Below are 24,144 nucleotides of genomic sequence, written 5' to 3' on the forward strand. Positions count from 1 at the left end.
GATGTTTCAAGATGTTGCAGGATTGTGGGGTGTTTTGGTGCATGAAGTTTTTTACATGCACCAATTTGCGGCGCAAAAAAAATCGCAGCTTCAGGCTGCGATTTTTTGCTTTCTCACTCGGTACTGCCGAGCCCTTGCCAGTGCTTCAACCCGATAAAGATGAAGCGCAACTGCTGAGTGATCTTCGCCTGTGGCGTCAAATGCTCGGGCAGGGCTTCGGCGGGCGGATCGATGATGTCCGGCAGGGTGGCGAACACTGATTTGACGATCAGGTCGGCCATCACGCTCAGGCCTTCGCGATTGAGGTGCTGGAGCTTGGGCATCAAGGCCAGATCCGCCGCCAGGTCGGAGCTGATGTCCTCACGCAAACGGCCAATCGCCTGACGCACCGGCAACGATCCGCCGTATTGCTCGCGGGCCAGAAACAGGAATTGCGAACGGTTGGCGCTGACCACATCAAGGAAGATTCGCACCGACGCATCAATGATCCCGCCCATGACGAATTCGTTGTGGCGTACCAGGCGGATGGTTTCGCGGAAGGTCTGGCCGACTTCGCTGACCAGTACCAGGCCGAGTTCGTCCATATCGGCGAAATGTCGGTAGAAACCGGTGGGGACGATGCCGGCGGTTTTCGTCACTTCACGCAGGCTCAGGCTGCCGAATCCTCGGCCGCTTTCCATCAAGTGGCGGGCAGCGTCCATCAGGGCGTTGCGGGTCTGTTGTTTCTGTTCGGCGCGGGGCAGCATCGCAAGGGTGTGTTCTTAGGCAAGACAAGCGCCGCACTCTAGCAAATCGGCTTTGTCGGCGTCGAACGGCAGTGGGGGAGATGGAGCGGGAAAATCTCGACTTCTTTATACAGGCTGCTGAAAAGTCAAAAGCCCAATCCAGGGATTGGGCTTTTTTTCCAGGCCGCCACGGGCTTAGCTCAAAGCGCTGTTGCGTTCGATCACACGGTCACCACCACCTTCGGCCAGGGTTTGACCTTGTGGGGTTTTGTCGTAGCCGTCAGCCGCCAGAGTTTGACCTTGTGGGGTACGGTCGCCGCCGTCAGAAGCCAGAGTCTGGCCTTGTGGGGTACGGTCGCCACCGTCAGATGCCAGGGTTTGACCTTGTGGAGTGCGATCCGAACCGTCTTGAACCAGACCTTTCTCTTCCAGACGATCACGGCCGCCTTCAGCTACGGTTTGACCTTGTGGGGTTTTGTCATAGCCATCTTGAACCAGACCTTTTTCTTCCAGACGGTTGCGACCGTTTTCAGCCAGGGTCTGACCTTGTGGAGTGCGGTCGCCGCCATCAGCAGCAATGGTCTGGCTGAACACCGAGTGGCTTGTTTTGACTTGCGGAGTCGCTTGATCGGCAGCTGGCAGAGCGAAAGCGGTGCTGGCCAGCATCGAGAGGGTAAGACTGAACAGAAGTTGGCGTTTCATGATGGGTTGCTCCTTGGGAGGGCGATAAAGTGGGTACGAGGGCAATGCTACTCTCGATAAGTCGATATAAAAGTTCATAAACACAATGGTAATAATCAACAGAATTGATTGTTCGCGTGGGAGGCTCTATCTCGGGCGTTTCAGGCGGGCGGTTTTGCACTGCGGTGGGTATTTTCCACCCACTCGCGCTCCGCAAAAGTGCGGGGCCGGTAACGCCAGTTCGACCGATCGGTCAGAATGGCGACCGTTTTTTGCCCTCGAAGGGGCTTTGGATTAAACCTGCGGGCTGTTTGTCAGTCACAGATTTCATGAGGGCCATCACGGCCCGTCGTTTCAGCTGCGTCGTGCCAATGGATGCAGTCGTCTTCAGGAGCTTTGTGCAATGACGCGCGCGCGTAAAATCTTCGCCTGGACCTTCGCCACCCTCGTGCTGCTTCTGGCGGTGCTGGTGCTGATCATCGTGTTCTTCGACTGGAACCGGATCAAACCGCCGCTCAACGCCAAAGTCTCGGAAGAACTGCATCGACCGTTTGCCATCAACGGCAATCTGTCGGTGGTCTGGCGGCGTGAACTCGACGAGGGCGGCTGGCGCGCCTGGGTGCCGTGGCCGCATGTGGTGGCCGAAGACCTGACGCTGGGCAATCCGGACTGGTCGAAGCAGCCGCAGATGGTCACCCTGAAAAGGGTCGAGCTGCGTATCTCGCCGCTGGCTTTGCTGGCGCAACGGGTGACGATCCCGCGCATCGACCTGACCGAACCGAACGCGCAATTGCAGCGCCTGGCCGACGGCCGCGCCAACTGGACCTTCACGTTCGATCCCAAGGACCCGAATGCCGAGCCCTCGAACTGGGTGGTCGACATCGGCGCCATCGGCTTCGACAAGGGCCACGTCACCCTGGATGACCAGACCCTCAAGACCAATCTCGACCTGCTGATCGATCCGTTGGGCAAGCCGATTCCGTTCAGCGACATCGTCGGCGACAAAGCAGCGAAAACCGCACAGGACAAGGGCGGTGCACCGCAGGATTACGCCTTCGGCCTGAAAGTCGCCGGCCAGTATCACGGCCAGAAACTCGCCGGTCAGGGCAAGATCGGCGGCCTGCTGGCCCTGCAGGATGCGAGCAAACCGTTCCCCTTGCAGGCCCAGGCGAAAATCGGCGATACCAGCGTCGAACTCGCCGGCACTCTGACCGATCCGCTCAATCTCGGCGCGCTTGATCTGCGCCTGAAACTGGCGGGCGCCAGCCTCGGCAATCTGTATCCGCTGACCGGCGTGACCCTGCCGGACACGCCGCCTTATGCCACCGACGGCCACTTGATTGCCAAGCTGCATGAGCCGGGCGGCGCACAGTTCCGCTATGAACAGTTCAACGGCAAGATCGGCAGCAGCGACATCCATGGCGATCTGGCTTACGTCGCCAGCCAGCCACGGCCCAAACTGAGTGGCGCGCTGCTGTCCAATCAGTTGCTGTTTGCCGACCTCGCGCCGCTGATCGGTGCCGACTCCAATGCCAAGCAGAAGGCCCGTGGTGGCGAGAGCAAGCAGCCGGCGGACAAGGTATTGCCGGTGGAAGAGTTCAAGACCGAGCGCTGGCGCGACATGGACGCCGACGTCGAATTCACCGGCAAACGCATCGTCCACAGCGAGGAGTTGCCGTTCACCGACCTCTATACCCACCTCAAACTCAACGACGGCGAACTGAGTCTGGAGCCGCTGCGCTTCGGCGTGGCCGGCGGCAACCTCGACGCGCAGATTCGCCTCAACGGTCGCACCGAACCGCTGGAAGGCCGGGCCAGACTGACCGCGCGCAGGTTCAAGCTCAAACAGCTGTTCCCGACCTTCGAACCGATGAAGACCAGTTTCGGCGAGCTCAACGGCGATGCCGATATCGCCGGTCGCGGCAACTCGGTGGCCAAACTGCTGGGCGGTGCCAACGGCAACCTGAAGATGCTGATCAACGATGGCGCCATCAGTCGCGAGTTGATGGAACTGGCAGGCCTCAACGTCGGCAACTACGTGGTCGGCAAGATCTTTGGCGACAAGGAAGTGAAGATCAACTGCGCGGCGGCGGACTTCGACATCAAGACCGGCCTGGCGAGTACGCGACTGTTCGTGTTCGATACCGAGAACGCAATCATCTACATCGACGGCACGGCGAACATGGCCACCGAGCAACTGGATCTGACGGTGACGCCGGAATCGAAGGGCTGGCGTCTGATTTCCCTGCGTTCGCCGCTCTACGTGCGCGGCAAGTTCATCAAGCCGGATGCCGGGGTCAAAGCAGTGCCGCTGATGTTGCGCGGGGCAGGGATGGTGGCGCTGGGTGTGATCGCTGCGCCGGCGGCGGGGTTGCTGGCGCTGGTGGCGCCGAGCGGTGGCGAGCCGAACCAGTGCGCTCCGTTGCTGGAGCAGATGAAGGCGGGCAAGGCGCCAGCGACTGTCAAACCTACCAAATGATTTTGTAGCGTTTACAAGAAAGCAATCGCGGGCAAGCCCGCTCCCACAGGTTCAGTGAAAACCCTGTGGGAGCGGGCTTGCCCGCGATTGGATCTGGAGGTTTCAGAGGTCTTTCAGGATGTCCGCCATGTCATCCGCATGCTCTTCTTCCTGAGCCAGGATGTCTTCGAAGATCCGGCGCGTAGTCGGATCCTTTTCGCCAATGTACTGGATGATCTCGCGGTAGCTGTCGATGGCGATCCGCTCGGCCACCAGATCTTCGTAGACCATTTCCTTCAAGGTGTTGCCGGCCACGTATTGCGCGTGGGACATCTTCGACAGCAGGTCGGGGTTGAACTCGGGCTCGCCGCCCAGTTGCACGATACGCTCGGCCAGACGGTCGGCGTGTTCGGCTTCCTGCGTGGCGTGCTCGAGGAACTCGTCAGCGGCGACGTTGGCTTTCAGGCCGTTGGCCATGAAGTAGTGGCGCTTGTAGCGCAGGACGCAGACCAGTTCAGTGGCCAGCGATTCGTTTAGCAGGCGCAGCACTTCTTCGCGGTTGGCACTGTAGCTTTCGGTCACCGCGCCATTTTCCACGTGCTGGCGTGCGCGCTCGCGCAGGGTTTGAACATCAGACAAATGCAGGTCACTCATTTCAGTCTCCTGGAGGCTAATCCGATTGGCGTCACGTTCTGCTGACGTGATCGTTACCAGGTTGTGAGTGATGAACGCTGCAAAAAGTTTTGTCGGATTCAGCGAGGGACATGCCCGGAAAGCTGCGCCTCTTCGCGCAGCCAGGCGAAGAACGCCTTCACCGGTGGATGCCGCTCGCGGCCCGGTACGCAAAGCGCGCTGTAACCGGCGCCGTCGACCTGCACCTCGCCCTTGTACGGCACCAGCAGACCGCTGGCGACGCTCTCCGACACCAGAATATTGCTCGCCAGCACCAGCCCCTGTCCGGCAATGGCCGCTTGCAGCGCGTAATGCTCTTCGTCGTATTCGCGGACGGCGGGGTGCTGATTCAACCAGTTCTCGCCCGACTGCGCGCACCACGCCTCCCAGCCGTGGGCGTACAGTTTCGAGTTATGCCAGCGCACGCTGATCAGCGCCGGGGTGCGACGGGCGGCCAGCGCCACTTGTTCCGGCGAGCCGTATACGCCGAACGATTCATCGAACAGGCACAGCCCGTAGAGGTTCGGGTAATCGTCGAGGCTGTAGCGCAGCACCAGATCGACGCTGGCGTCCTGATGCAGGTCGATCACTTCGCAATGCGTATCCAGCCGTACATTGATGTTCGGGTGCTTCGCGTAAAACCGCCCCAGTCGCGGCACCAGCCACAGCGCGGCGAACGCGGCGGTGGTCGACAGCGTCAGGCTGCTGCCGCTGCGTTGCGGACGCAGGGTGTCGACGCTTTGCGCCACTTCCAGAAATGCGCCGTGCAGGCTACGAAACAGCCGCTCGCCGCCCTCGGTCAGGCGCACTTGACGCGGCAGGCGTTCGAACAGCGCCACGCCGAGCCAGTCCTCCAGCGAGCGGATCTGATGGGAAATCGCCGTGGGCGTCACCGCCAGTTCTTCGGCGGCCGCCTTGAAACTCAACAGGCGTGAGGCGGATTCAAACGCGCGCAGTGCGGTCAGGGGCAAGGCAGCAAACATGAAAACTCCACGGATGAAATCAATTCATCCAGACTGATTTTTGCTCATTTGAGGCGATGACTGAATGGCAGCAATCTGGCGCCACATAGTCACTCAAGTCTAGTCCCAAGGAGATTCAGATGAGCAAGATTCTTGCGATCCATGCCAGCCCACGCGGTGAACGTTCCCATTCGCGGCGTCTGGCGGAAAGTTTTCTCAGCGCCTGGCAAGTCCGTCATCCACAGGCTCAGGTTACCCGCCGTGAAGTCGGGCGGGCGTTGATTCCGGCGGTGAATGAAGCGTTTGTCGCGGCGGCGTTTTATCCGGAGCCCGAGGCTCGGCCGCTGACGATGCAGGCCGATCTGGCGCTGAGCAATCAACTGGTGGGCGAGTTGTTCGATCACGACCTGCTGCTGATTTCCACGCCGATGTACAACTTCAACGTGCCCAGCGGCCTCAAGGCCTGGGTCGATCAGATCGTGCGGTTGGGCCTGACGTTCGACCATACGCTGGACAACGGCATCGCCCAGTACACGCCGCTGTTGCACGGCAAAAAGGCGCTGATCGTTACCAGTCGCGGCGGTTTCGGTTTCGGCCCGGGCGGTGAGCTGGAAGCGCTGAATCACGCTGATCCATGGTTGCGCACGGCATTGGGTTTCATCGGCATCAACGACGTCACGGTGGTCGCCGCCGAGGGCGAGGAATCCGCCGAGCGCACCTTCGCGGTGTCAGTGGCCGAGGCCGAGCAGCGCCTGCTCGACCTGGCCCGGGAGTTCTAGGTGGCCTGGCTGTTTCTGCTGATCGCGGCCGGGTTCGAGGTCACCTTCGCCATGGGCATGAAGTACGCCGAAGGTTTCACCCGGCTCTGGCCGTCGCTGATCACCGTGGTTGCGGCGGTGGGTGGGGTGTACTTCCTGACCCTGGCGATGCGCGAGTTGCCGGTGAGCATCGCCTATCCGATCTGGACCGCCATCGGTTCACTCGGCACGGTTTTTCTCGGTTTCGCCCTGCTGGGCGAGAGCCTGACGCTGGTGAAGTTGCTGTCGGTGGGGCTGATTGTGGCGGGGGTGGTGGGGCTGAAGTAGGCTGGTCGTGGAGTTGTCATCATCGAGGAGGATGCTTGGCGGGCGTTTTGCACGCCCTGCATCCACTCACCGACCACAAGGATGTTTGCCCATGTCGCAAGATTCGGCCACACGTTATCCACTGGTGCTGGTGCCGGGAATGCTCGGTTTCATCCGTCTGGTGCTGTACCCGTACTGGTATGGGATCATCAAAGCGTTGCGCCGGGGTGGTGCGACGGTGATTGCGGTGCAGGTGTCGCCGCTCAATTCCACCGAGGTGCGCGGCGAGCAGTTGCTGGCGCGCATCGATGAAATTCTGCGCGAGACCGGTGCGGCCAAGGTCAATCTGTTCGGCCATAGCCAGGGCTCGCTGACGGCGCGTTACGCGGCGGCCAAACGTCCGGATCTGGTGGCGTCGGTGACGTCGGTGGCCGGGCCCAATCATGGTTCTGAACTGGCTGACTATTTGGCGAAACACTATCCGGCGGACAGCGCCAAGGGACGCATCCTCGAGGCGCTGTTGCGGTTTGTCGGCTGGCTGATGGCGCTGCTGGAAACCGGCTACCACGGGCCGAAACTGCCGGTGGATATCCACGCCTCTCACCATTCCCTGACCACTGAAGGCGTGGCGCTGTTCAACCAGCGTTATCCCCAGGGCCTGCCGCAAACCTGGGGCGGGCATGGGCCGGAAGAGGTCAACGGTGTGCGTTATTACTCGTGGTCCGGCACGTTGCAGCCGGGCAAGACTGATCGCGGTGGCAACCTGTTTGACGGCACCAACCGCAGTTGCCGGTTGTTCGCCAAAACCTTCGTGCGCGAGCCGGGGCAGTGCGACGGCATGGTCGGACGCTACAGCTCGCACCTCGGTACGGTCATCGGCGATGACTACCCGATGGATCACTTCGACATCGTCAACCAGTCACTGGGACTGGTCGGCAAAGGGGCGGATCCGGTGCGGCTGTTCGTCGAGCATGCGGCGCGCCTCAAGGCTGCCGGGGTTTAACAGTCAGACCACGTTATCGTTCATCACTGGCTTGCCAGCGAAGGCGCCCGATCAGGCAACGCTGACTCGGCGGCCGAGCACGGTGGTCCAGCGCTCGGAAAGAATCACTCCGCCCAGCGTCAGCAAGCCGCCGACCAGGTGATACATCGCCAGTTGTTCCTTCAATACCACCGCAGCAATCAGCGCGGTGATCAACGGCAGCAGGTTGAAGAACAGCGTGGTCCGGCTCGGACCCAGGCGCTGCACAGCCTGCATCCAGGCCAGCGGCGCAAGCATCGAGGCCAGCAGGCACGCGTACAGCACCAGCGGAATGTTCTGCAGGGTCAGGCCGGTTTTCGGCGACATGGCGTACAACGGAAACAGCACCACCACCGCCACCAGCACCTGCAAATACAGCAACACGAGCGGCGGCAGGCGCAGCTGCCATTTTTTCAGCAGGGTGCTGTAGATGGCGTAGGCGAGGGTGGCGATCAGCATCATCGCGTCGCCCAGGTTCACGCCGTGTTGCAGCAGTGCGCCGAGGCTGCCGGACGACACCACCACCAGCACACCGGCGAAAGACAGCACCGCACCGACCAGCGCACCGGCGGTCAGGCGCTGGCCGAGGCTGATGATTGCCATGGCCAGCGACATCAACGGCATCAGCGACAGGATGATGCCCATGTTGGTGGCGCTGGTCATGGTCGCCGCGAAGTAGGCCAGGCTCTGATAGACCGCCATGCCCAGCACGCCGAGGATGAAAATCTTGCCCAGGTTCGGGCGGATCTGCGGCCAGTGTGCGATCACCTTCTTGAGCATGAACGGCGTGAACAGCAGACCGGCGAGCAGCCAGCGGTAGAAGCCGATCTCGGCGGGAAAGATCGTGCCAACGGCCAGCTTGTTGATTACGGTGTTGCCGGCCCAGATGAAAATCGCCAGCAGGGGAAACGCGTATTGCATGGGAGGAGAAACCAGTACGTTGATGAACGGTGATTATCCCCTGTCTGGATGCAGGCCTATACTGCGAACCGGACAACCCGCCCCTGATTCCGGACAGCATGAACAGTAAACACATCGATCTGCTGGATTTCAGCGAACTGCCGTCGGCGGTGTATTTCCGCTATGCCGATTTCAACGCCCACGAATACGCCGCGCCGCACCGCCATCCGTGGGGCACGCTGGAGTACGCGGCCCACGGCGTGCTGCACATGGATGTCGACGGCAGCCGCTTCATGTCGCCGCCGCAATACGCGGTGTGGGTGCCGCCGCAGGTCGAGCACAGTTTCTACAGCCATCAGCCGGTCAACTATCGGGCGGTGTGCCTGGCGCCGGATGTCTGTTCCGACTTGCCGGCGCAGGCCTGCACCCTGGCGATCAGCGACATTCTCAAGGCGATCCTCAAGGACTTTGCCGCCCGCGATGTGAAGATCCCCGCGTTCGAAGCTGACCAGCGTCTGGCCCAGGTGTTGGTGGATCAACTGCGCCAGGCGCCAGTTCATCAGTGCTATTTGCCCTACGCCAGCAGCCCCGGTTTGCTGACCATTCTCGAAACCCTGCAGGCCGAGCCCGGCAATAACGAGCCGCTGGCGCACTGGGCGGCGCAGGTGCATGTCAGCGAGCGCACCCTGGCCCGGCAGTTCGTGCGGGAGCTGGGGATAAGTTTCGGCGAGTGGCGTCAGCGGCTGCGTTATCTCGCGGCGATCGAGGCGCTGGAGTCGGCGCGCAGCGTGCAGGAAATCGCCTTCGATCTCGGCTACAGCAGCGGCTCGGCCTTCATCGCCATGTTTGCGCGCCAGGCCGGATGTACCCCGGAGCAATACCGGCGCAGTCATCTTGAGGGCAGGAAGGTGTAACAAGCTTTGACTACACTCAGCCGGAGGCCGCCTCCATCGAGGCGGCGCCAAGGAGAAAACTCCATGAAGATGCTGCGTGTCCCTTTGTTGATGATCGGTCTGCTGCTGTGCTCCCAGGGGTTCGCCGCCACGGCGCAACAGAACAAAATGACCACCTGCAACGCCGACGCCACGGCCAAGAGCCTCAAGGGCGACGAGCGCAAGGCCTTCATGAGCACCTGCCTCAAGGCAGCCCCGGCGGCCAACGACGCCAAGGCGCTGACCCCGCAGCAGGAAAAGATGAAAACCTGTAATGCCGATGCCAAGACCAAGGCGCTGACCGGTGATGCGCGCAAGACGTTCATGAGTGATTGCCTGAAGAAAAAATAAGATCGACAGATCGCAGCGAGCGGCAGGGCATCCGCTCGCTTCGGCGCCGGATCGCTGGCAGACTGCCAATCCTTTTACGCCGTTCGTTTTGAGGCTGTATGCCAACGTTTTCTGAGCGTCATGTTGTGTTCTGGGTCAGTTGCATCATCATTTTCGGCGGTCTGTTGCTGGTGTTGCCATTGCGTCTGCTGCCCAGCCTGCTGGCCGGGTTGCTGGTGTTCGAACTGGTCAACATGCTCACCCCGCAGTTGCAACGGCTGATCGAAGGTCGGCGTGCGCGCTGGCTGGCGGTGGCGCTGCTGGGCACGCTGGTGGTGAGTGTGCTGACGCTGATCTTCGCCGGCGCCATCAGTTTCCTGCTGCATGAAGCGGAAAACCCCGGCGCTTCCCTCGACAAATTCATGGGCGTGGTCGACCGCGCGCGCGGGCAGTTGCCGCCGTTCATTGACGCTTACCTGCCGGCCAGCGCTGCCGAGTTCCGGGTGGCCATCGGTGAATGGGCGAGCAAGCATTTGTCCGAACTGCAACTGGTGGGCAAAGATGCAGCGCACATGTTTGTGACCTTGCTGATCGGCATGGTGCTCGGCGCGATCATCGCCTTGCAGCGCGTGCCGGACGTCACCAAGCGCAAGCCGCTGGCGGCCGCGCTGTTCGACCGTCTGCACCTGCTGGTTCAGGCGTTTCGCAACATCGTGTTTGCGCAGATCAAGATTTCCCTGCTCAACACCTTCTTCACCGGGATCTTCCTGGCGGTGATCCTGCCGCTGTTCGGGATCAAGCTGCCGCTGACCAAGACCCTGATCGTGCTGACCTTCCTGCTCGGCCTGTTGCCGGTGATCGGCAACCTGATGTCGAACACGCTGATCACCATCGTCGGCCTGTCGCTGTCGATCTGGGTGGCAATTGCGGCGCTGGGCTACCTGATCTTTATCCACAAGCTGGAATACTTTCTCAACGCGCGCATCGTCGGCGGACAGATCAGTGCCAAGTCCTGGGAGTTGCTGCTGGCAATGCTGGTGTTCGAGGCCGCGTTCGGCTTGCCGGGGGTGGTGGCGGGGCCGATCTATTACGCGTATCTGAAGAGTGAGTTGAAGCTGGGCGGGATGGTTTGATCCAGGCTTCGTAGCGCCTGAACCGGCCCTTTCGCGAGCAAGCCCGCTCCCACAGGATCACACTGAACCTGTGGGAGCGGGCTTGCTCGCGAAGGGCGCACCGCCAATTTTGGATCAGTTCACCGAGCCATAGCGTTTCATGGCTTCAATCGCCAGACCGCTGCCAATGCTGCCAAAGATGTTCCCTTCCACATGCCGCGCGTTCGGCAGCATCGCCGAAACGCTGTTGCGCAGCGCCGGAATACCGCTCGAACCACCGGTGAAGAACACCGTATCGACCTGACCCACCGCCACATTGGCGTCCGCCAGCAACTGGGTGACGCTGCCGCGCACGCGCTCGAGCTGCGACTCGATGGCCGACTCGAACAACGCCCGGGTCAGTTCCACGCTCAGACCTGACTCGATGCGATCCAGCGCCACATGGCGGCTGTCGTTGTGAGTCAGCTGGATCTTGGTTTCTTCCACTTCCATCGCCAGCCAGTGCCCGGCGCGCTGTTCGATCAGCTTGAACAGACGGTCGATGCCGCCGGTGTCCTCGATGTCGTAACGCATGCTGCCCAGGGCCAGGGTCGATTTCTGCGAGTACACCGAGTTGATGGTGTGCCAGGTCGCCAGGTTCATGTGATGGCTGGTCGGCATGAACGCGCCGCTTTTCATGCGGCTGCCGTAGCCGAACAGCGGCATCAGGCCTTGCAGGCTCAGCTGTTTGTCGAAGTCGGTTCCGCCGATGTGCACGCCGCCGGTGGCAAGGATGTCGTCGTGACGGTTATCCACACCGCGACGCTCGGGCGACAGGCGCACCAGCGAGAAGTCCGACGTACCACCGCCGATGTCGACGATCAGTACCAGCTCTTCCTTTTCGATGGTCGACTCGTAGTCGAAGGCTGCGGCAATCGGCTCGTACTGGAACGAAACGTCCTTGAAACCGAGCTTGCGCGCCACTTCCACCAGGGTGTCTTCGGCTTCCTGGTCGGCCAGCGGATCGTCGTCGACGAAGAACACCGGACGGCCCAGCACCACTTGCTCGAACTCACGACCGGCGGCCGCTTCGGCGCGGCTCTTGAGCTGGCCGATGAACAGCCCGAGCAAATCCTTGAACGGCATTGCGGTGCCGAGGACGCTGGTGTCGTGCTTGATTAGCTTGGAACCGAGCAGGCTCTTGAGCGAGCGCATCAGCCGGCCTTCGTAGCCTTCCAGGTACTCGTGCAGCGCCAGGCGGCCGTAAACCGGACGGCGCTCTTCGATGTTGAAAAAGACCACCGACGGCAGGGTGATCTTGTCGTCTTCCAGCGCGATCATCGTTTCCACGCCGGGGCGCAGCCAGCCGACGGTGGAGTTGGACGTGCCGAAGTCGATGCCGCAGGCACGGGCTGGAGAGGCGTCTTTCATGGTCTTTCGGTTCCGGTCAAAAAAACGGCCGCGCAGTGTATGTCAGTGCGCGACAGATTCGAAGGCCGGTCATCTGCTATTTCACGACTAAGCTTGCTTGAAACTCGGCGCTTTGCCCCAAACTTGCTGGCATGGGCCGGCAGACATACCGGCGGTCGCAAGAACCGCCGTCCACTGCCGATAAACTTCTGCTGCGCCACCCGGTCACAACCTTGAGATCGGTCAACCCGGCACGCGCGAATCGGCGCATGCTGGCATCGGCGCGAAATCGATAACGGATGGTGATTCCTTCGATGGACTTCAAAGACTATTACAAGATACTCGGCGTGGAGCCGACGGCTGACGACAAGGCAATCAAGGCTGCCTATCGCAAGCTGGCGCGCAAATACCACCCCGATGTCAGCAAGGAAAAGGACGCCGAGGCCAAGTTCAAGGACGCCTCGGAGGCCTATGAAGCGCTGAAAAGCGCCGACAAACGCGCCGAATACGACGACCTGCGCCGCTACGGCCAGCACGGTCAGCCGTTCCAGGGCCCACCGGGCTGGCAGAGCCGTGGCGGTTTTGGCGGCGGCGGTGGCGACACCGGTGACTTCTCGGACTTCTTCAGTTCGATCTTCGGCAATCGCGGCCCCGGTTTCGGTGGCGGCGCTGGCCGGCAATCCCGCAGCGCCGGACGGCGAGGGCAAGACGTGGAACTGGAACTGCCGGTCTTTCTGGAAGAGACGCTTTCGAACGAATCGAAAAAGATCAGCTTCCAGGTGCCGCAATACAACGGCTCGGGCCAGCACGTCAGCAACACCAGCAAGAGCCTGAACGTGAAGATCCCGGCGGGCGTGACCGACGGCGAGCGCATCCGCCTCAAGGGCCAGGGTGCACCGGGCATCGGTGGCGGCGCCAATGGCGATCTGTACCTGACCATCCGTTTCGCGCCGCACCCGAAATTCGACGTTGAAGGCGAAAACCTGATCATCACCTTGCCGTTGGCACCGTGGGAACTGGCGCTGGGCGCCGAAGTGGCTGTGCCGACCCTGACCGGCAAGATCAACCTCAAGGTCCCGGCCGGCAGCCAGAACGGCCAGCGCATGCGCGCCAAGGGCCACGGTCTGCAGAACAAGGCTGGCGAGCGCGGTTATCTGTTCGTCCAGCTCAAGGCCGTGATGCCCAAAGCCAACGGCGATGACGTCAAGGCGCTGTGGCAGGAACTGGCGAAGAAAGCCGCCTTCAATCCGCGCGAGAACTTCTGATACTGACGACGGAGTAGCCCATCATGAGCAGCCCCCTGATCGTTCAACTGGACATGGCAGAATTCTGTGAGGCGGCCGACCTGTCGGACGTCTACGTGATCGAAATCGTCGAACACGGCATCCTCGAACCTCAGGGCGCGCAGCCCCGGGAATGGCGCTTCACCGACTACGAACTGGCCCTGGCCAAGCGCGCCGCCAAGCTGCGGCGCGACCTTGACCTGGAATGGGAAGGCGTCGCCCTGGCGCTGGACCTGCTGGAAGAAGTGCAGGAACTGCGGGCAGAGAACCGCATGCTCCGTCAGCGTCTGGGGCGGCTGGTGGTCGAATAGCTTCTCGGATGTGATTGAGGTCCCCATCGCTGGCTTGCCAGCGATGAAGTCGCTGCGGTTTCCCTGCCTAAGCCTTTCTGGGCAGCGTCACGCTGAACAGCGTCCCTTCGGTTTCGCTTGAGCTGACTTCGATTGTCCCGCCGTGGGCGGTCACCACTTCCTTGACGATGAACAGGCCCAGACCGAGGCTGGTCGACGGCTGGCCGAGTTCTTCGTCGGCACTGCGTACCAGCGGATCGAAAATCGTGCCGATGGCCTCTTCGGGGATAGGGTTGCCGTAGTTTTGCACGCTCAGGTGAACGCTGCCCGAATCGCCCCGCAGTGTCACCAGAACTTCGCGCGGGTTTGAGCCATGCTGCAAGGCATTGCCGATCAGATTCTGCAGCAGTTGATCGATCCGTCCGGCATCCCAGACGCCACGGGTGTCACCCTCGGTTTTCAGTGTCGGATCACATTCCGGATTGCCGGCGCAGGCTTCGGCGATGGCCGCTCGCGCCGCGTCGGCCAGATCCATCGGCGCCGGCTCGATCGGCAGGCTTCTGCCCAGGCGGCTGCGCACCAGTTCCAGCAGATCGCTGACCATCGCCGCCATGTGCCGCGCACCTTGCTTGATGTTCAGCACACAGGTCAGCGCTTCACCTTCCAAAGCTGTTTTACGCATCAGCAATTCGGTCGACATGCTGACCGCTTGCAGCGGCGCGCGCAGGTCGTGACCGAGGATCGCGAGGAAAATGTCGCGCGAGCGGTTGACCTGCTCGGCGTAGGCGGCGGTCGACTCGGCCAGGGCTTCATCGATGGCTTCGTTGAAGCGGATCATGTCCTGAAAGTACGCCATGTCCGGCGATTCCAGACTGTTGACCCAGAGGCGAATCACACAGGCGCGCAGATGGCGGAATTCCGAAGTCATCTGTACCAGGTCGAAGCCCACTGTATGGCGCAACTCACCGTGGCTGGCGCCGGCCTCGTCCAGGCTCGGGGTTTTCTCCGGGCCTTCGCCCTTGGCCTTGGCGATTTGCTCGCGGGCGGTCTGTGCGGTGTCCATGTCCCGCGCGGCGGCCAGCAGAATCGCCCGGGCATGATCGCGCAGTGCTGCCCGATCCATGGTGTCGGCCGCCGGGGTGATGGTTCTGGCGAACTGTTCCCATTCCTCGACGATGTGATCCGCGTGTTGCCTGATGAATTCGGATAAACGCATGACCGGGTTCCTGGAAAATCAAGGCGGGGCGTTCGAATATTAGCCCCTTTGCGCGGGAATGAAAGCGCCGCTCGGGCCTGAAATTTCCACTGACAAGCTGCCCCGTTGCGATACCTATGTACCGCAGCCACGGCGGTTCGTCATGGTCTGCTTTTGCTCCATTTCAAGGAGTGAAACCATGTCCGAAATCCCTGCCGTCCCACCTTCCCCGGACACCGTTGCAGCGCCGAGCCCCTTTGTGACGCAAAGTCTGCACGCGGACCTGCTGCAGCGATCCAGTCCCGGCTGGCTGATCAATGCTGCGCCGCGCCAGCGTGAAGCGTTGAAGCATACCGATGACGCCACACCGGACTGGTACCGGCATGCATCCCGCGATCAACGCAAAACCGTGGGCGATGCCTTGACCACCAGCCTCGCCGCTCAGGCACGCCTGGACAAGGCCATGTCGGGTTTTCAGGACATCGATCGCTTCGCAGCGCCATTGCTGACCAAGGCCCTCAAGGACCAGTTCAACGTGACCCTCGACGTCAACAAGACCTGGCTGGTGCTGAACAAGCCGGTGGAGGTGGGGATTTTCGCCATCGAAATCGATTTTTTCCAGGTCCTGAAACTGCCTTTGCTGCAAGCAGCGCTGCACAATTTCGAAGCCCGCGAATGTACAGGCGGGGCCTTTCATCGAACTTCGGGATTTCGCATTGAAACCTCGATACCGGGCACCCTGGAACCGTTAACCACCCGTTTGACAGTCGAACAGTTCACCGGACTGTGCCGTTCGCTGGACATCGGGACGAAGTATCAGGATTACCTCAAGGCGTTTCTGTACCCCAAGGATGCGGTGGCCAGGCATGTGCTGCGCGACAAGTTCATCGACGCCCACAAGACTGCTTTGCGTGCAGCGGCCGAAGTGGCGTTGCTCAAGGGCGATATCGGTCGCGAAGACTACGCCTCGATTCGCTCGGTCCTCAATGGCGAGCTCGCGCCGCGCCAGGGCAAGCGGCAGATCTGGTTCTGCGATCTGGGCCTGATGGGGCGACGCATGACCGGCTGTGTGTTGTTCGCGATCTGCGAGAAGTACCGCTACAGCGACGACTCGATCCTGTATATCCCGGGCGATCCCTATCACCCGCTCAAACGTTACAAGGGCCGGGAAATCGAAGCGATGTTCAAGCAGCGCTTCACGGCGCGCGATGCCACGCAGGTTCATCCGGCGGACCCGAATGCATATCAGCGGTTCTTCAGTCAGTTCGTGGCCTATGCCGACCGTTCACATTATTTCAGTCAGTTCACCGATGACACGCCAGTCCAAACGGCCGCACAAAGACTGACGCCCTACGCTCCACTGTTCAATGAGGTTTTCAAAGCCATCAATCCGATCAGCGGGACGCTTGCGGGCATTCGCGAGTTGCCGCCTGCGCCTGCGGTCGAGCAGGTCCCGAATGCTGATCCGTATCTCAACCCCACGGACTTGTCTCGCAAGGGCCACGGGATCTGGGCGGACAATGTCGACCTGTGGGAATACCTGTTCGATCAGCATCGCGATCGGCTGATCGCCGATGCCCGCAGCCACGCCGTCCCCACGGCGGATGTCGACGCCAAAGTGCGCTCGCAGAAGCTCGCCGCTTTGTTGAACATCGGCATGCTGGTGCTGATGGGCGTCTCGATGCTCGTGCCGGTGCTGGGTGAAGTGATGATGGTAGTGATGGCCGGGCAACTGCTCGACGAAACCTTTGAAGGCGCCATCGAATGGAGTGAGGGTGATCGCAAGGCCGCGAAGGCGCATCTGATCGATGTCGCGCAGAACCTTGCATTGATCGCCCTGATGGCAGGGGGCGGTAAAGCTTTCGCTCGGCTGACGACTGCCAGGCCGGTGCCGGCCATCGAGAACCTGCATCAGGTGCAAATGCCCGATGGCACCACCCGCTTGTGGAGGACTGACCTGAGCGCTTACGAGAGTCCCGTGAAACTGGATTCGCGCGCAGAACCCAATGCTTTGGGGCAATACGAAGTCGGGCACGACAAATACATTCGGCTTGAAGGCAAGACGTATCGGCAGACTTATGACGAGTCGCTCAAAGCGTGGCGTATCAGCCACCCAAGTGATCCGCAGGCCTACCAGCCGCCGTTGGCGCACAACGGCGCCGGCGCCTGGCGACACACGCTTGAACGCCCGCAGCGGTGGGATCGACTGACACTGCTCAGGCGGATCGGCCACAGTACCGACGCCTTCGCCGACGAACAGTTGCTGACCCTTGGCGACGTGGCCGGAGTCAGCGATGAAGCCCTGCGCAAAATGCACCTGGACAACGCCTTGCCACCCCCGGAGCTGGCGGACGCCATGGGACTTTTCCGCGCCGAACGGGATGCCGGACTGATCGTCGAACAGGTGGTCGGTACGCAACCCATCGACGAGCGATACCTGCAGGTTTTGCCTTTGCTGCCCGAGATGCCACGCTGGCCGTGGGGGCGACAGTTGCAGGTCTACGATTCCCCTGATTTGTCGGGTAGTGCGCTGCGTTACGGGACACGGCGCGGTGGCAAGGCGCCCATCCGGGTCAGCCGGACCGAGGTCTTGAGCGGTGGGTTGCCGGCGCGGATTCTGGCCACGCTGGATGAAGCCGAAGTGGTTCGATTGCTCGGTGGTGAACCCGCACGGGTCGCCGCCGTGAGACCGCAGGAACTGGCCAGGCAGATCGGCGATTTTGCCGACGCTCGCAAACCGGCGCTGCTCGAGAGCCTTTTACGCACCGCCGATCCTGTTGCGCCACGGATCGCGAAATTGCAGCGAAGCCAGCCAGGCCTGACGGAGCGGGCCGCGCAGACGGTGTTGCATCAAGCGGATGCCGACGAACTCGCTCGGCTGGACAGTTCACCACGAGTTCCCCTGCATTTGCAGGAACTCAGCCGCGGGTATGCCGGTGAAGGGCGCCTGACCCGGGCCATGGCCGGGCTGCACGGCGACAGCATGGCGTCGAACGACAGCGCCCGACTGGCGCTGCATATCTTGGGCAGACTGCCGGGCTGGCCTGGCGATGTTCGTCTTGAGCTGCGTGAGGGCGGTATCGGCGGACCGCTGATCGATGCCATCGGCAGCGAGGTCGCGCCGCATCACAAATTCGTGGTCAGGAACGGTACGGCCTGGCAGGCCCTTGATGATCGTGCTGAAACGCTCAACAGTATGCCCGTCAAAGGGGACAACTTTTACGCCTCGCTGATGCATGCGCTGCCCGATGAGGCCCGGCGCTCGATCGGATTGCCTCAGGTGGGACAAAGCGGGGAACTGAAACGCGCGATCGTTGATTACGCACGCACTCATCGCACGGCGTGCGCGCAGGTGTTTCACCCCGTCGACCCCTGGTTCAGACCCCCTCGTCGTACGGCTTCCGGACGGCTGGGTTATCCGGCCAGTGGTGAGAGCGCCGGGCTGGATCCGGTGTTGACCGGCCGCGTCCAGGATGTCTATCCCGGGTTGAGTGACGCACAGGCCCGGGGTTTCATTCTTGAACAATGGCGCCTGGGCAAGACCGATCAACAGATCTTCCATTTGCTCAACAATCGTATGAGCGAATGGCGGGAGCTTGAAACGACACTCGATCAGTGGTTGATGTCACCGGAGCTGCGCCAGCAAGAGTCCCACGACGCAATCATGCGCACGGTGCAAAGCATCAAGGATGGCTGGCGCAATGCACCGTTGGCCGGACACGACCCTGAAGCGGCGCGCCTCACCCTCATCAGTGATGCGCCATTGCCGCCAATGGCAGCAGACTTCGCCCACGTCCGCGAGCTGACCCTGCGCGCACCGGTGGTCGCCGAAACGCTCGCCGTGTTTCCCAATGTCGAAAGGCTGACACTGACCACGAGTACGGCGGAGTTCGAGAAGGTGCTTGCGACACTGAAGTCGCTGCGACACATGACCCGCCTGAAACTTTCGACGCCGGTGACTGCGACAGTGGCGACGCGGCTTCGAGAGTTGAGCCGGCTTGAAGAGCTTGAGCTGCACTGTACCGGCAGCGCGATAAATCCGGTGGAGCCCGTGACGCTTGATGTAAGCGGGATGCGACAGTTGCGCCGGCTCGAAGTCGGCAGCCCGTCCATGCATCAGTGGCCGCTCGGTGTGCTGGACTTGCCCCGGCTCGAGCGATTGAACCTGCGCTCGACGGCCATCAATACGCTTCCGATGGAAATTTATGAGGGCCATCAGCGATTGTTGTCCGGCCTGTCTCTGGACTGGTCGAAGTTTCCCCGACGAGTATTCAAGTCCATCTATGAGTTTGTGCGCAGTCAACCTCGGCATCTGATCGATCTGGACGAAATGGTTGCGGATTACTGTCGCGGTGAACTCAAGCGTTTTCTCAACATGGAATCCAGTGTGCTCGATGTTTTGAACAGCGGTTTCAAAGCGCAATTTACAGATGCGACGAGCAGGTTCGCGGCCATCGAAAACCTCAGTGAACAGTTCAACGAACTCAATCGGTTGCAGGATTGGGTCGGATCCGAGCCGACGGTGCTCAATGGCGGCGCGGCGCGCTCGGCGGTGTCTGATGCGTTGATGGAAAGTTGGCGCAGTGGATTGCTTCAGCGCTATGGCACACGCACTGAAAGCGTATTTTTCAACCTGTACGTCAGTCTGCCCGTCGATGCTTCGGTACTGGATATCATGGGTTCGCCTGTGGATAGCCTGCCGACATTGTCCGCTGAAGGCTTCAACCATGTCCGCAATCTGCATCTGGCAGGGCTAGAGGCCCCGCTGGAACAAATGCGCGGTTTTCTCCGTGCCTTTCAACACCTCGATACGCTGGACCTGAGCCATTGCAATCTGTCCGAGTTGCCGCTGGAGCCGGGTGATCTGCCGGCGCTGGAAACCCTGAACCTGCATGACAACCCGTTGAGCAGTATTGATGTGCGCGGCATGAACCGACTGAAGGCGCTCGACCTGAGCAAGACCAACATCGATCAATGGCCGACCGGTGCCGGAGAACTGCCCGAGCTGACCTGGCTGGACCTCAGTGACAGCCGTCTGACGTCGTTACCGGCGGCGCTGCTGTCTCGTGATCAGCTTTTGCTCGACACCAGCCTGAGCGGTACTCCACTGAGCCCGCAGGCGCAGGCCGACCTGGCCGCAGCCAGGCGGCGGGTCGAGGACGACAGAGGCCTGGTTGCCGGTTCCCTGCAACGCTTTGCGCTGGAAGAGCCGCGTCATCGGACGCCGCCCAAGGAAAGCGGCTCGGTGGTTGCTCGGCGCCTGTTGCCGCTGCCATCGTTGCCGACGGGAGAAGGCCCGGTAACGTGGGGCGCGCGTTTGCGGCGGCTGCGGCCGGATTACGACGCCGCTCGTGCGCAGACGTCCATTGAGCGGATGCGGGACGCCGGCCTGGTCGATACACAGATCAGTGCCCGGATCGCGCAATGGGAGCAGTCATTCGAGTCGCTCACCCGGCGCCTGAACGACTGGCTGTTCACCCATGAAACCCGGGGCATGCACTGGGTCATATCGTCGCGCAGCCGCCAGCTCGCCGCACAGCGCATCATCAGGTGCTGGCGCGAAGGTACGATCGACTGGAACGGTGTGGCAGATCACGAGTTGAGCCTCGACGGTCTACAGGTGGGTAATCTGCCTGAACTGGGCGAAGCAATGCCGGCGGTGAGCAGTCTGAACCTGTCCGGGGTCAAGCTCACCACAAGTGGTTCGAACGGTTTTCTCGGGGCATTTACGCAACTGCGCCGGCTCAGTCTCAGCGGCAACCATCTGCCGGCAATTCCTGAACCTGTTGCGCAGATGCGCCAACTGGAACGGCTTGAGCTGTCGTTCACCGGCCTTGCGCAATCCACCCCCATGTATCCGATCCTTGAGAGGCTGGAACAGCTGCGCTGGCTGGATCTGAGCCATAACAGTCTGTACACGTTCAATGTCACTGGCCTCGGGCGGCTGGAACGGCTGGATCTGCGTGACAATCTGCTGGCTGCCTGGCCTGACGGTGTGTTGCAGTCGCCGAATCTGCAAGCGGTCGACCTGAGCAGCAACGAAATCGCGTCGATTCCTTCCGAACTGTATGACGGCAGTCATACGGCGCTGATCGCAGGCAGCAACCTGTCGGAGAATTACGAAATATCGCAGCAAAGCCTCGTCCGGTTGCGAGAGTACGCCGATGCCCGAGGGCGCCATGACGTGCTGGGCATTACCTATGCCGACATCGACCGGATGATCGATGACATGGATAGCACCACTGAGAGCGACGGGGAGGGTGCGGGTATCGAGAGCGAGCCGGAGTCGGATGAAGATCTTTCGACGCATGCTCAAAGCACCCTCGAACAACAGGCAGCCCCGTGGATGGAAAACATTGCCCGGGAGGATGTCGCGTCGTATCGGGCGATGTGGCAGCGATTGGCTGGCGAACCCGACAACGCTGCGTTCTTTCATCTGTTGTCGCGGATGCCGGATACCGAAGAGTTCCGGGTTTTTCGCGCCGACCTGACCCGGCGAGTATGGAAAATCGTCGAGACGGTCGATGGCAGCCGGGAGCTGCGCGACACGGTATTTTCCATGGCGACCACCCACACCACCTGCGTCGACGGACGAACCCTGGCGTTCAGTGAAATCGAGGTCAAGGTGTTCGAGTACAACGCCTTGCGCCATCTGCAGCCCGGCCTTGCGGAAAAGGGACGCGCCTTGCTCGACCTGTCACGGCAGCTGTTCCGTCTGGGTGAGGTGGAAAAACTCGCCGCCCGCAGCATGAACCGTCATGCCGACCCGGCGGAAGTGCGCCTGCAGTATCGAATCGGTTTGACCTCAGGCTGGGACGATGGCCTGCAGTTGCCGGGACAACCCGGTCACATGCGGTTTGCCCGTCCGATCAGGGGCGATGAACTGGTTGCCGCACGTGCTGAGGTGATGAAGGCAGAGAAAAGCGAACGGTTCTATGAGGACCTGATCAGCCGCGAATACTGGGTGCAATACCTGAGCGAGAAGTATGCGGAGACGTTCGCCGCGCTTGGCCGTAATGCCGATGAGCAACTCGAAAGGCTGGAAAATGAACACGAAGACGTGAGCAGCACAGCCTATCGGGAGGCGGTGCAGATGCTTGAAGTCGAGCGGAGCATCGAGCGCAATATGAAACTGATCGAGTTGTCGCACCTTGAGACCGGTGAACCGATGCCCAGCGCAACCGAGGGCGCCTCGGGAGACCTGATGAACTCGTCAATTCGCTGATCACGAAAGCCCTGGACGCCGACTGTCTCGGCGACCAGGGCTTTGTCTCAGAACAGAAAGTAGCGCTGCGCCATGGGCAGGGTCTCGGCCGGTTCGCACCAGAGCAGCACGCCGTCGGCCTTGACCTGATAGGTCTGCGGGTCGACGTCGATCTGCGGCAGGTAATCGTTGTGGATCAGGTCGGTTTTCTGCACGTCGCGGCAACCTTTGACCACGGCGATTTTCTTCTTCAGGCCCAAGGCTTCGGGCAGCCCGGATTCCTGCGCCGCCTGGCTGATGAAGGTCAGGCTAGTGGCGTGCAACGAGCCACCGTAACTGGCGAACATCGGGCGGTAGTGCACCGGTTGCGGCGTCGGGATCGACGCGTTGGCGTCGCCCATCAGGCTCGCGGCGATGGCGCCGCCCTTGAGGATCAGGGTCGGTTTCACGCCGAAGAACGCCGGGCGCCAGAGCACCAGATCGGCCCACTTGCCGACTTCCACCGAACCCACTTCATGGCTGATGCCGTGGGTGATCGCCGGGTTGATCGTGTACTTGGCGATGTAGCGTTTGGCGCGGAAGTTGTCGTTGCCTTCGCCGTCTTGCGCGAGCGGGCCGCGCTGTTTTTTCATCTTGTCGGCGGTCTGCCAGGTGCGCGTGATGACTTCGCCGACACGGCCCATGGCCTGGCTGTCGGAGCTGATCATCGAGAACGCGCCGAGGTCGTGCAGGATGTCTTCGGCGGCAATCGTTTCGCGGCGGATGCGGCTTTCGGCGAACGCTACGTCTTCGGCAATGCTCGAGTCGAGGTGGTGGCAGACCATCAGCATGTCGAGGTGTTCGTCGATGGTGTTGCGGGTGAACGGCCGGGTCGGGTTGGTCGAACTCGGCAGCACGTTGGCGAAACCGCAGGCCTTGATGATGTCCGGCGCATGGCCGCCGCCGGCACCTTCGGTGTGGTAGGTGTGGATGGTGCGGCCCTTGAACGCGCCGAGGGTGGTTTCGACGAAACCGGATTCGTTGAGGGTGTCGGTGTGGATCGCCACCTGCACGTCGTACTGGTCGGCGACGCTCAGGCAGTTGTCGATGCTCGCCGGGGTGGTGCCCCAGTCTTCGTGCAGCTTGAGGCCGATGGCGCCGGCCTTGACCTGCTCGATCAGTGGCTCCGGCAGGCTGGCGTTGCCCTTGCCGGTGAGGCCGATGTTCATCGGGAACGCATCGGCTGCCTGAAGCATCCGCGCCAGATGCCATGGCCCGGAAGTGCAGGTCGTTGCATTGGTGCCGGTGGCCGGCCCGGTGCCGCCGCCAATCATGGTGGTGACGCCGCTCATCAGCGCTTCTTCGATCTGCTGCGGGCAGATGAAGTGGATGTGGGTGTCGATACCGCCGGCGGTGAGGATCATGCCTTCGCCGGCAATCACTTCGGTGCTGGCGCCGATGGCGATGGTCACGCCAGGCTGGACGTCCGGGTTGCCGGCCTTGCCGATGGCGGCGATGCGCCCGTCCTTGAGGCCGACGTCGGCCTTGACGATGCCCCAGTGATCGATGATCAGCGCGTTGGTGATCAGCGTGTCGACCACTTCGGCCGCCAGCAACTGGCTCTGGCCCTGGCCGTCGCGGATCACTTTGCCGCCGCCGAATTTCACTTCTTCGCCGTAGGTGGTGAAGTCCTGTTCGACCTCGATCCACAGCTCGGTGTCGGCCAGGCGCACCTTGTCGCCGACGGTGGGGCCGAACATGTCGGCGTAGGCTTGTCTGGAAATCTTCATCTAGCGTCCTTCAGGAAAATAGCGGTGAGCCATCGACCCTCACCCTAACCCTCTCCCAGAGGGAGAGGGGACTGATCGTGGGTTTCTTTCGACATGGTTCGACCTGAAATGTCGAGTCGAGCTCAGGGTCTGAAATACCCCCAATCGGCTCCCTCTC

The 24,144-nt window shown here is 61.5% G+C and carries 18 protein-coding genes; 10 read left to right on the forward strand and 8 right to left on the reverse strand.

The features are described 5' to 3' along the window. Positions 1-113 precede the first annotated feature (113 nt). Both QR290_RS04145 and QR290_RS04150 read right to left on the reverse strand, forming a co-directional pair. Entirely contained in the window at positions 114-746 is a 633-nt protein-coding gene (locus tag QR290_RS04145) for a TetR family transcriptional regulator (protein WP_007950628.1), read from the reverse strand. Between the two features lie 174 nt (positions 747-920). Continuing rightward, positions 921-1,427, reverse strand: coding sequence for a hypothetical protein (locus QR290_RS04150; protein ID WP_115076367.1), 507 nt, complete (start codon positions 1,425-1,427; stop codon positions 921-923). 382 nt (positions 1,428-1,809) lie between these two features. On the opposite strand from QR290_RS04150, the gene QR290_RS04155 reads away from it, so the two are divergent. Further along, positions 1,810-3,885 carry an AsmA family protein gene (locus QR290_RS04155; RefSeq protein WP_289204381.1) on the forward strand — a complete coding sequence of 692 codons (2,076 nt, stop codon included), beginning with the start codon at positions 1,810-1,812 and terminating at the stop codon, positions 3,883-3,885. Positions 3,886-3,987: 102 nt separating this feature from the next. Here the strand turns inward: QR290_RS04155 and QR290_RS04160 are convergent, their stop codons facing one another. Together QR290_RS04160 and QR290_RS04165 are read right to left on the reverse strand one after the other, a co-directional pair. Further along, positions 3,988-4,518: a ferritin-like domain-containing protein gene (locus QR290_RS04160; RefSeq protein ID WP_064379129.1), complete on the reverse strand. Its 531-nt coding sequence runs from the start codon at positions 4,516-4,518 to the stop codon at positions 3,988-3,990. A 98-nt stretch (positions 4,519-4,616) separates the two neighbouring features. Then, positions 4,617-5,519 carry a LysR substrate-binding domain-containing protein gene (locus QR290_RS04165; RefSeq protein ID WP_007950621.1) on the reverse strand — a complete coding sequence of 301 codons (903 nt, stop codon included), beginning with the start codon at positions 5,517-5,519 and terminating at the stop codon, positions 4,617-4,619. A 119-nt stretch (positions 5,520-5,638) separates the two neighbouring features. Between QR290_RS04165 and QR290_RS04170 the strand changes: the two genes are divergently transcribed. The 3 genes from QR290_RS04170 to QR290_RS04180 all read left to right on the forward strand — a co-directional run bounded on the left by QR290_RS04170 (position 5,639) and on the right by QR290_RS04180 (position 7,565). Next, positions 5,639-6,277: an FMN-dependent NADH-azoreductase gene (locus QR290_RS04170; protein ID WP_115076370.1), complete on the forward strand. Its 639-nt coding sequence runs from the start codon at positions 5,639-5,641 to the stop codon at positions 6,275-6,277. Further along, positions 6,278-6,583 (forward strand): DMT family transporter, encoded by a 306-nt coding sequence (locus QR290_RS04175; protein WP_011332220.1) that lies wholly within the window; start codon positions 6,278-6,280, stop codon positions 6,581-6,583. A gap of 91 nt (positions 6,584-6,674) precedes the next feature. Beyond that, positions 6,675-7,565 (forward strand): esterase/lipase family protein, encoded by an 891-nt coding sequence (locus QR290_RS04180; protein WP_207984881.1) that lies wholly within the window; start codon positions 6,675-6,677, stop codon positions 7,563-7,565. 51 nt (positions 7,566-7,616) lie between these two features. On the opposite strand, the gene QR290_RS04185 is transcribed toward QR290_RS04180, so the two are convergent. Further along, complete coding sequence (locus QR290_RS04185) at positions 7,617-8,504, reverse strand: DMT family transporter (protein WP_289204382.1); 888 nt, start codon at positions 8,502-8,504, stop codon at positions 7,617-7,619. A gap of 98 nt (positions 8,505-8,602) precedes the next feature. Here QR290_RS04185 and QR290_RS04190 point away from each other — a divergent pair, with 98 nt between their 5' ends. The 3 genes from QR290_RS04190 (at position 8,603) to QR290_RS04200 (ending at position 10,878) form a co-directional block, all read left to right on the forward strand. Further along, positions 8,603-9,397: an AraC family transcriptional regulator gene (locus tag QR290_RS04190; protein WP_115076373.1), complete on the forward strand. Its 795-nt coding sequence runs from the start codon at positions 8,603-8,605 to the stop codon at positions 9,395-9,397. A 63-nt stretch (positions 9,398-9,460) separates the two neighbouring features. Then, entirely contained in the window at positions 9,461-9,766 is a 306-nt protein-coding gene (locus QR290_RS04195; RefSeq protein WP_064379136.1) for a PsiF family protein, read from the forward strand. Positions 9,767-9,864: 98 nt separating this feature from the next. Beyond that, a complete protein-coding gene (locus QR290_RS04200) occupies positions 9,865-10,878 on the forward strand; it encodes an AI-2E family transporter (protein WP_103386768.1) in 1,014 nt (337 codons plus the stop codon). Between the two features lie 114 nt (positions 10,879-10,992). Here the strand turns inward: QR290_RS04200 and QR290_RS04205 are convergent, their stop codons facing one another. Beyond that, positions 10,993-12,267, reverse strand: coding sequence for an Hsp70 family protein (locus tag QR290_RS04205; RefSeq protein ID WP_289204383.1), 1,275 nt, complete (start codon positions 12,265-12,267; stop codon positions 10,993-10,995). Between the two features lie 293 nt (positions 12,268-12,560). On the opposite strand from QR290_RS04205, the gene QR290_RS04210 reads away from it, so the two are divergent. Together QR290_RS04210 and QR290_RS04215 are read left to right on the forward strand one after the other, a co-directional pair. Next, on the forward strand, positions 12,561-13,511 hold the full coding sequence (locus QR290_RS04210) for a DnaJ C-terminal domain-containing protein (protein WP_289204384.1): 951 nt from the start codon (positions 12,561-12,563) through the stop codon (positions 13,509-13,511). Positions 13,512-13,534: 23 nt separating this feature from the next. Further along, positions 13,535-13,840, forward strand: coding sequence for a chaperone modulator CbpM (locus QR290_RS04215; protein ID WP_115076375.1), 306 nt, complete (start codon positions 13,535-13,537; stop codon positions 13,838-13,840). A 67-nt stretch (positions 13,841-13,907) separates the two neighbouring features. Here the strand turns inward: QR290_RS04215 and QR290_RS04220 are convergent, their stop codons facing one another. Continuing rightward, positions 13,908-15,035 carry a sensor histidine kinase gene (locus QR290_RS04220; protein WP_289204385.1) on the reverse strand — a complete coding sequence of 376 codons (1,128 nt, stop codon included), beginning with the start codon at positions 15,033-15,035 and terminating at the stop codon, positions 13,908-13,910. A gap of 178 nt (positions 15,036-15,213) precedes the next feature. Between QR290_RS04220 and QR290_RS04225 the strand changes: the two genes are divergently transcribed. Next, positions 15,214-22,239, forward strand: coding sequence for an NEL-type E3 ubiquitin ligase domain-containing protein (locus tag QR290_RS04225; protein WP_435875070.1), 7,026 nt, complete (start codon positions 15,214-15,216; stop codon positions 22,237-22,239). Positions 22,240-22,286: 47 nt separating this feature from the next. On the opposite strand, the gene ureC is transcribed toward QR290_RS04225, so the two are convergent. Beyond that, positions 22,287-23,987, reverse strand: coding sequence for an urease subunit alpha (gene ureC / locus QR290_RS04230; protein ID WP_115076378.1), 1,701 nt, complete (start codon positions 23,985-23,987; stop codon positions 22,287-22,289). Positions 23,988-24,144 lie beyond the last annotated feature (157 nt).

The organism is Pseudomonas fluorescens (genome assembly GCF_030344995.1).
Lineage (GTDB): Bacteria > Pseudomonadota > Gammaproteobacteria > Pseudomonadales > Pseudomonadaceae > Aquipseudomonas > Aquipseudomonas fluorescens_BF.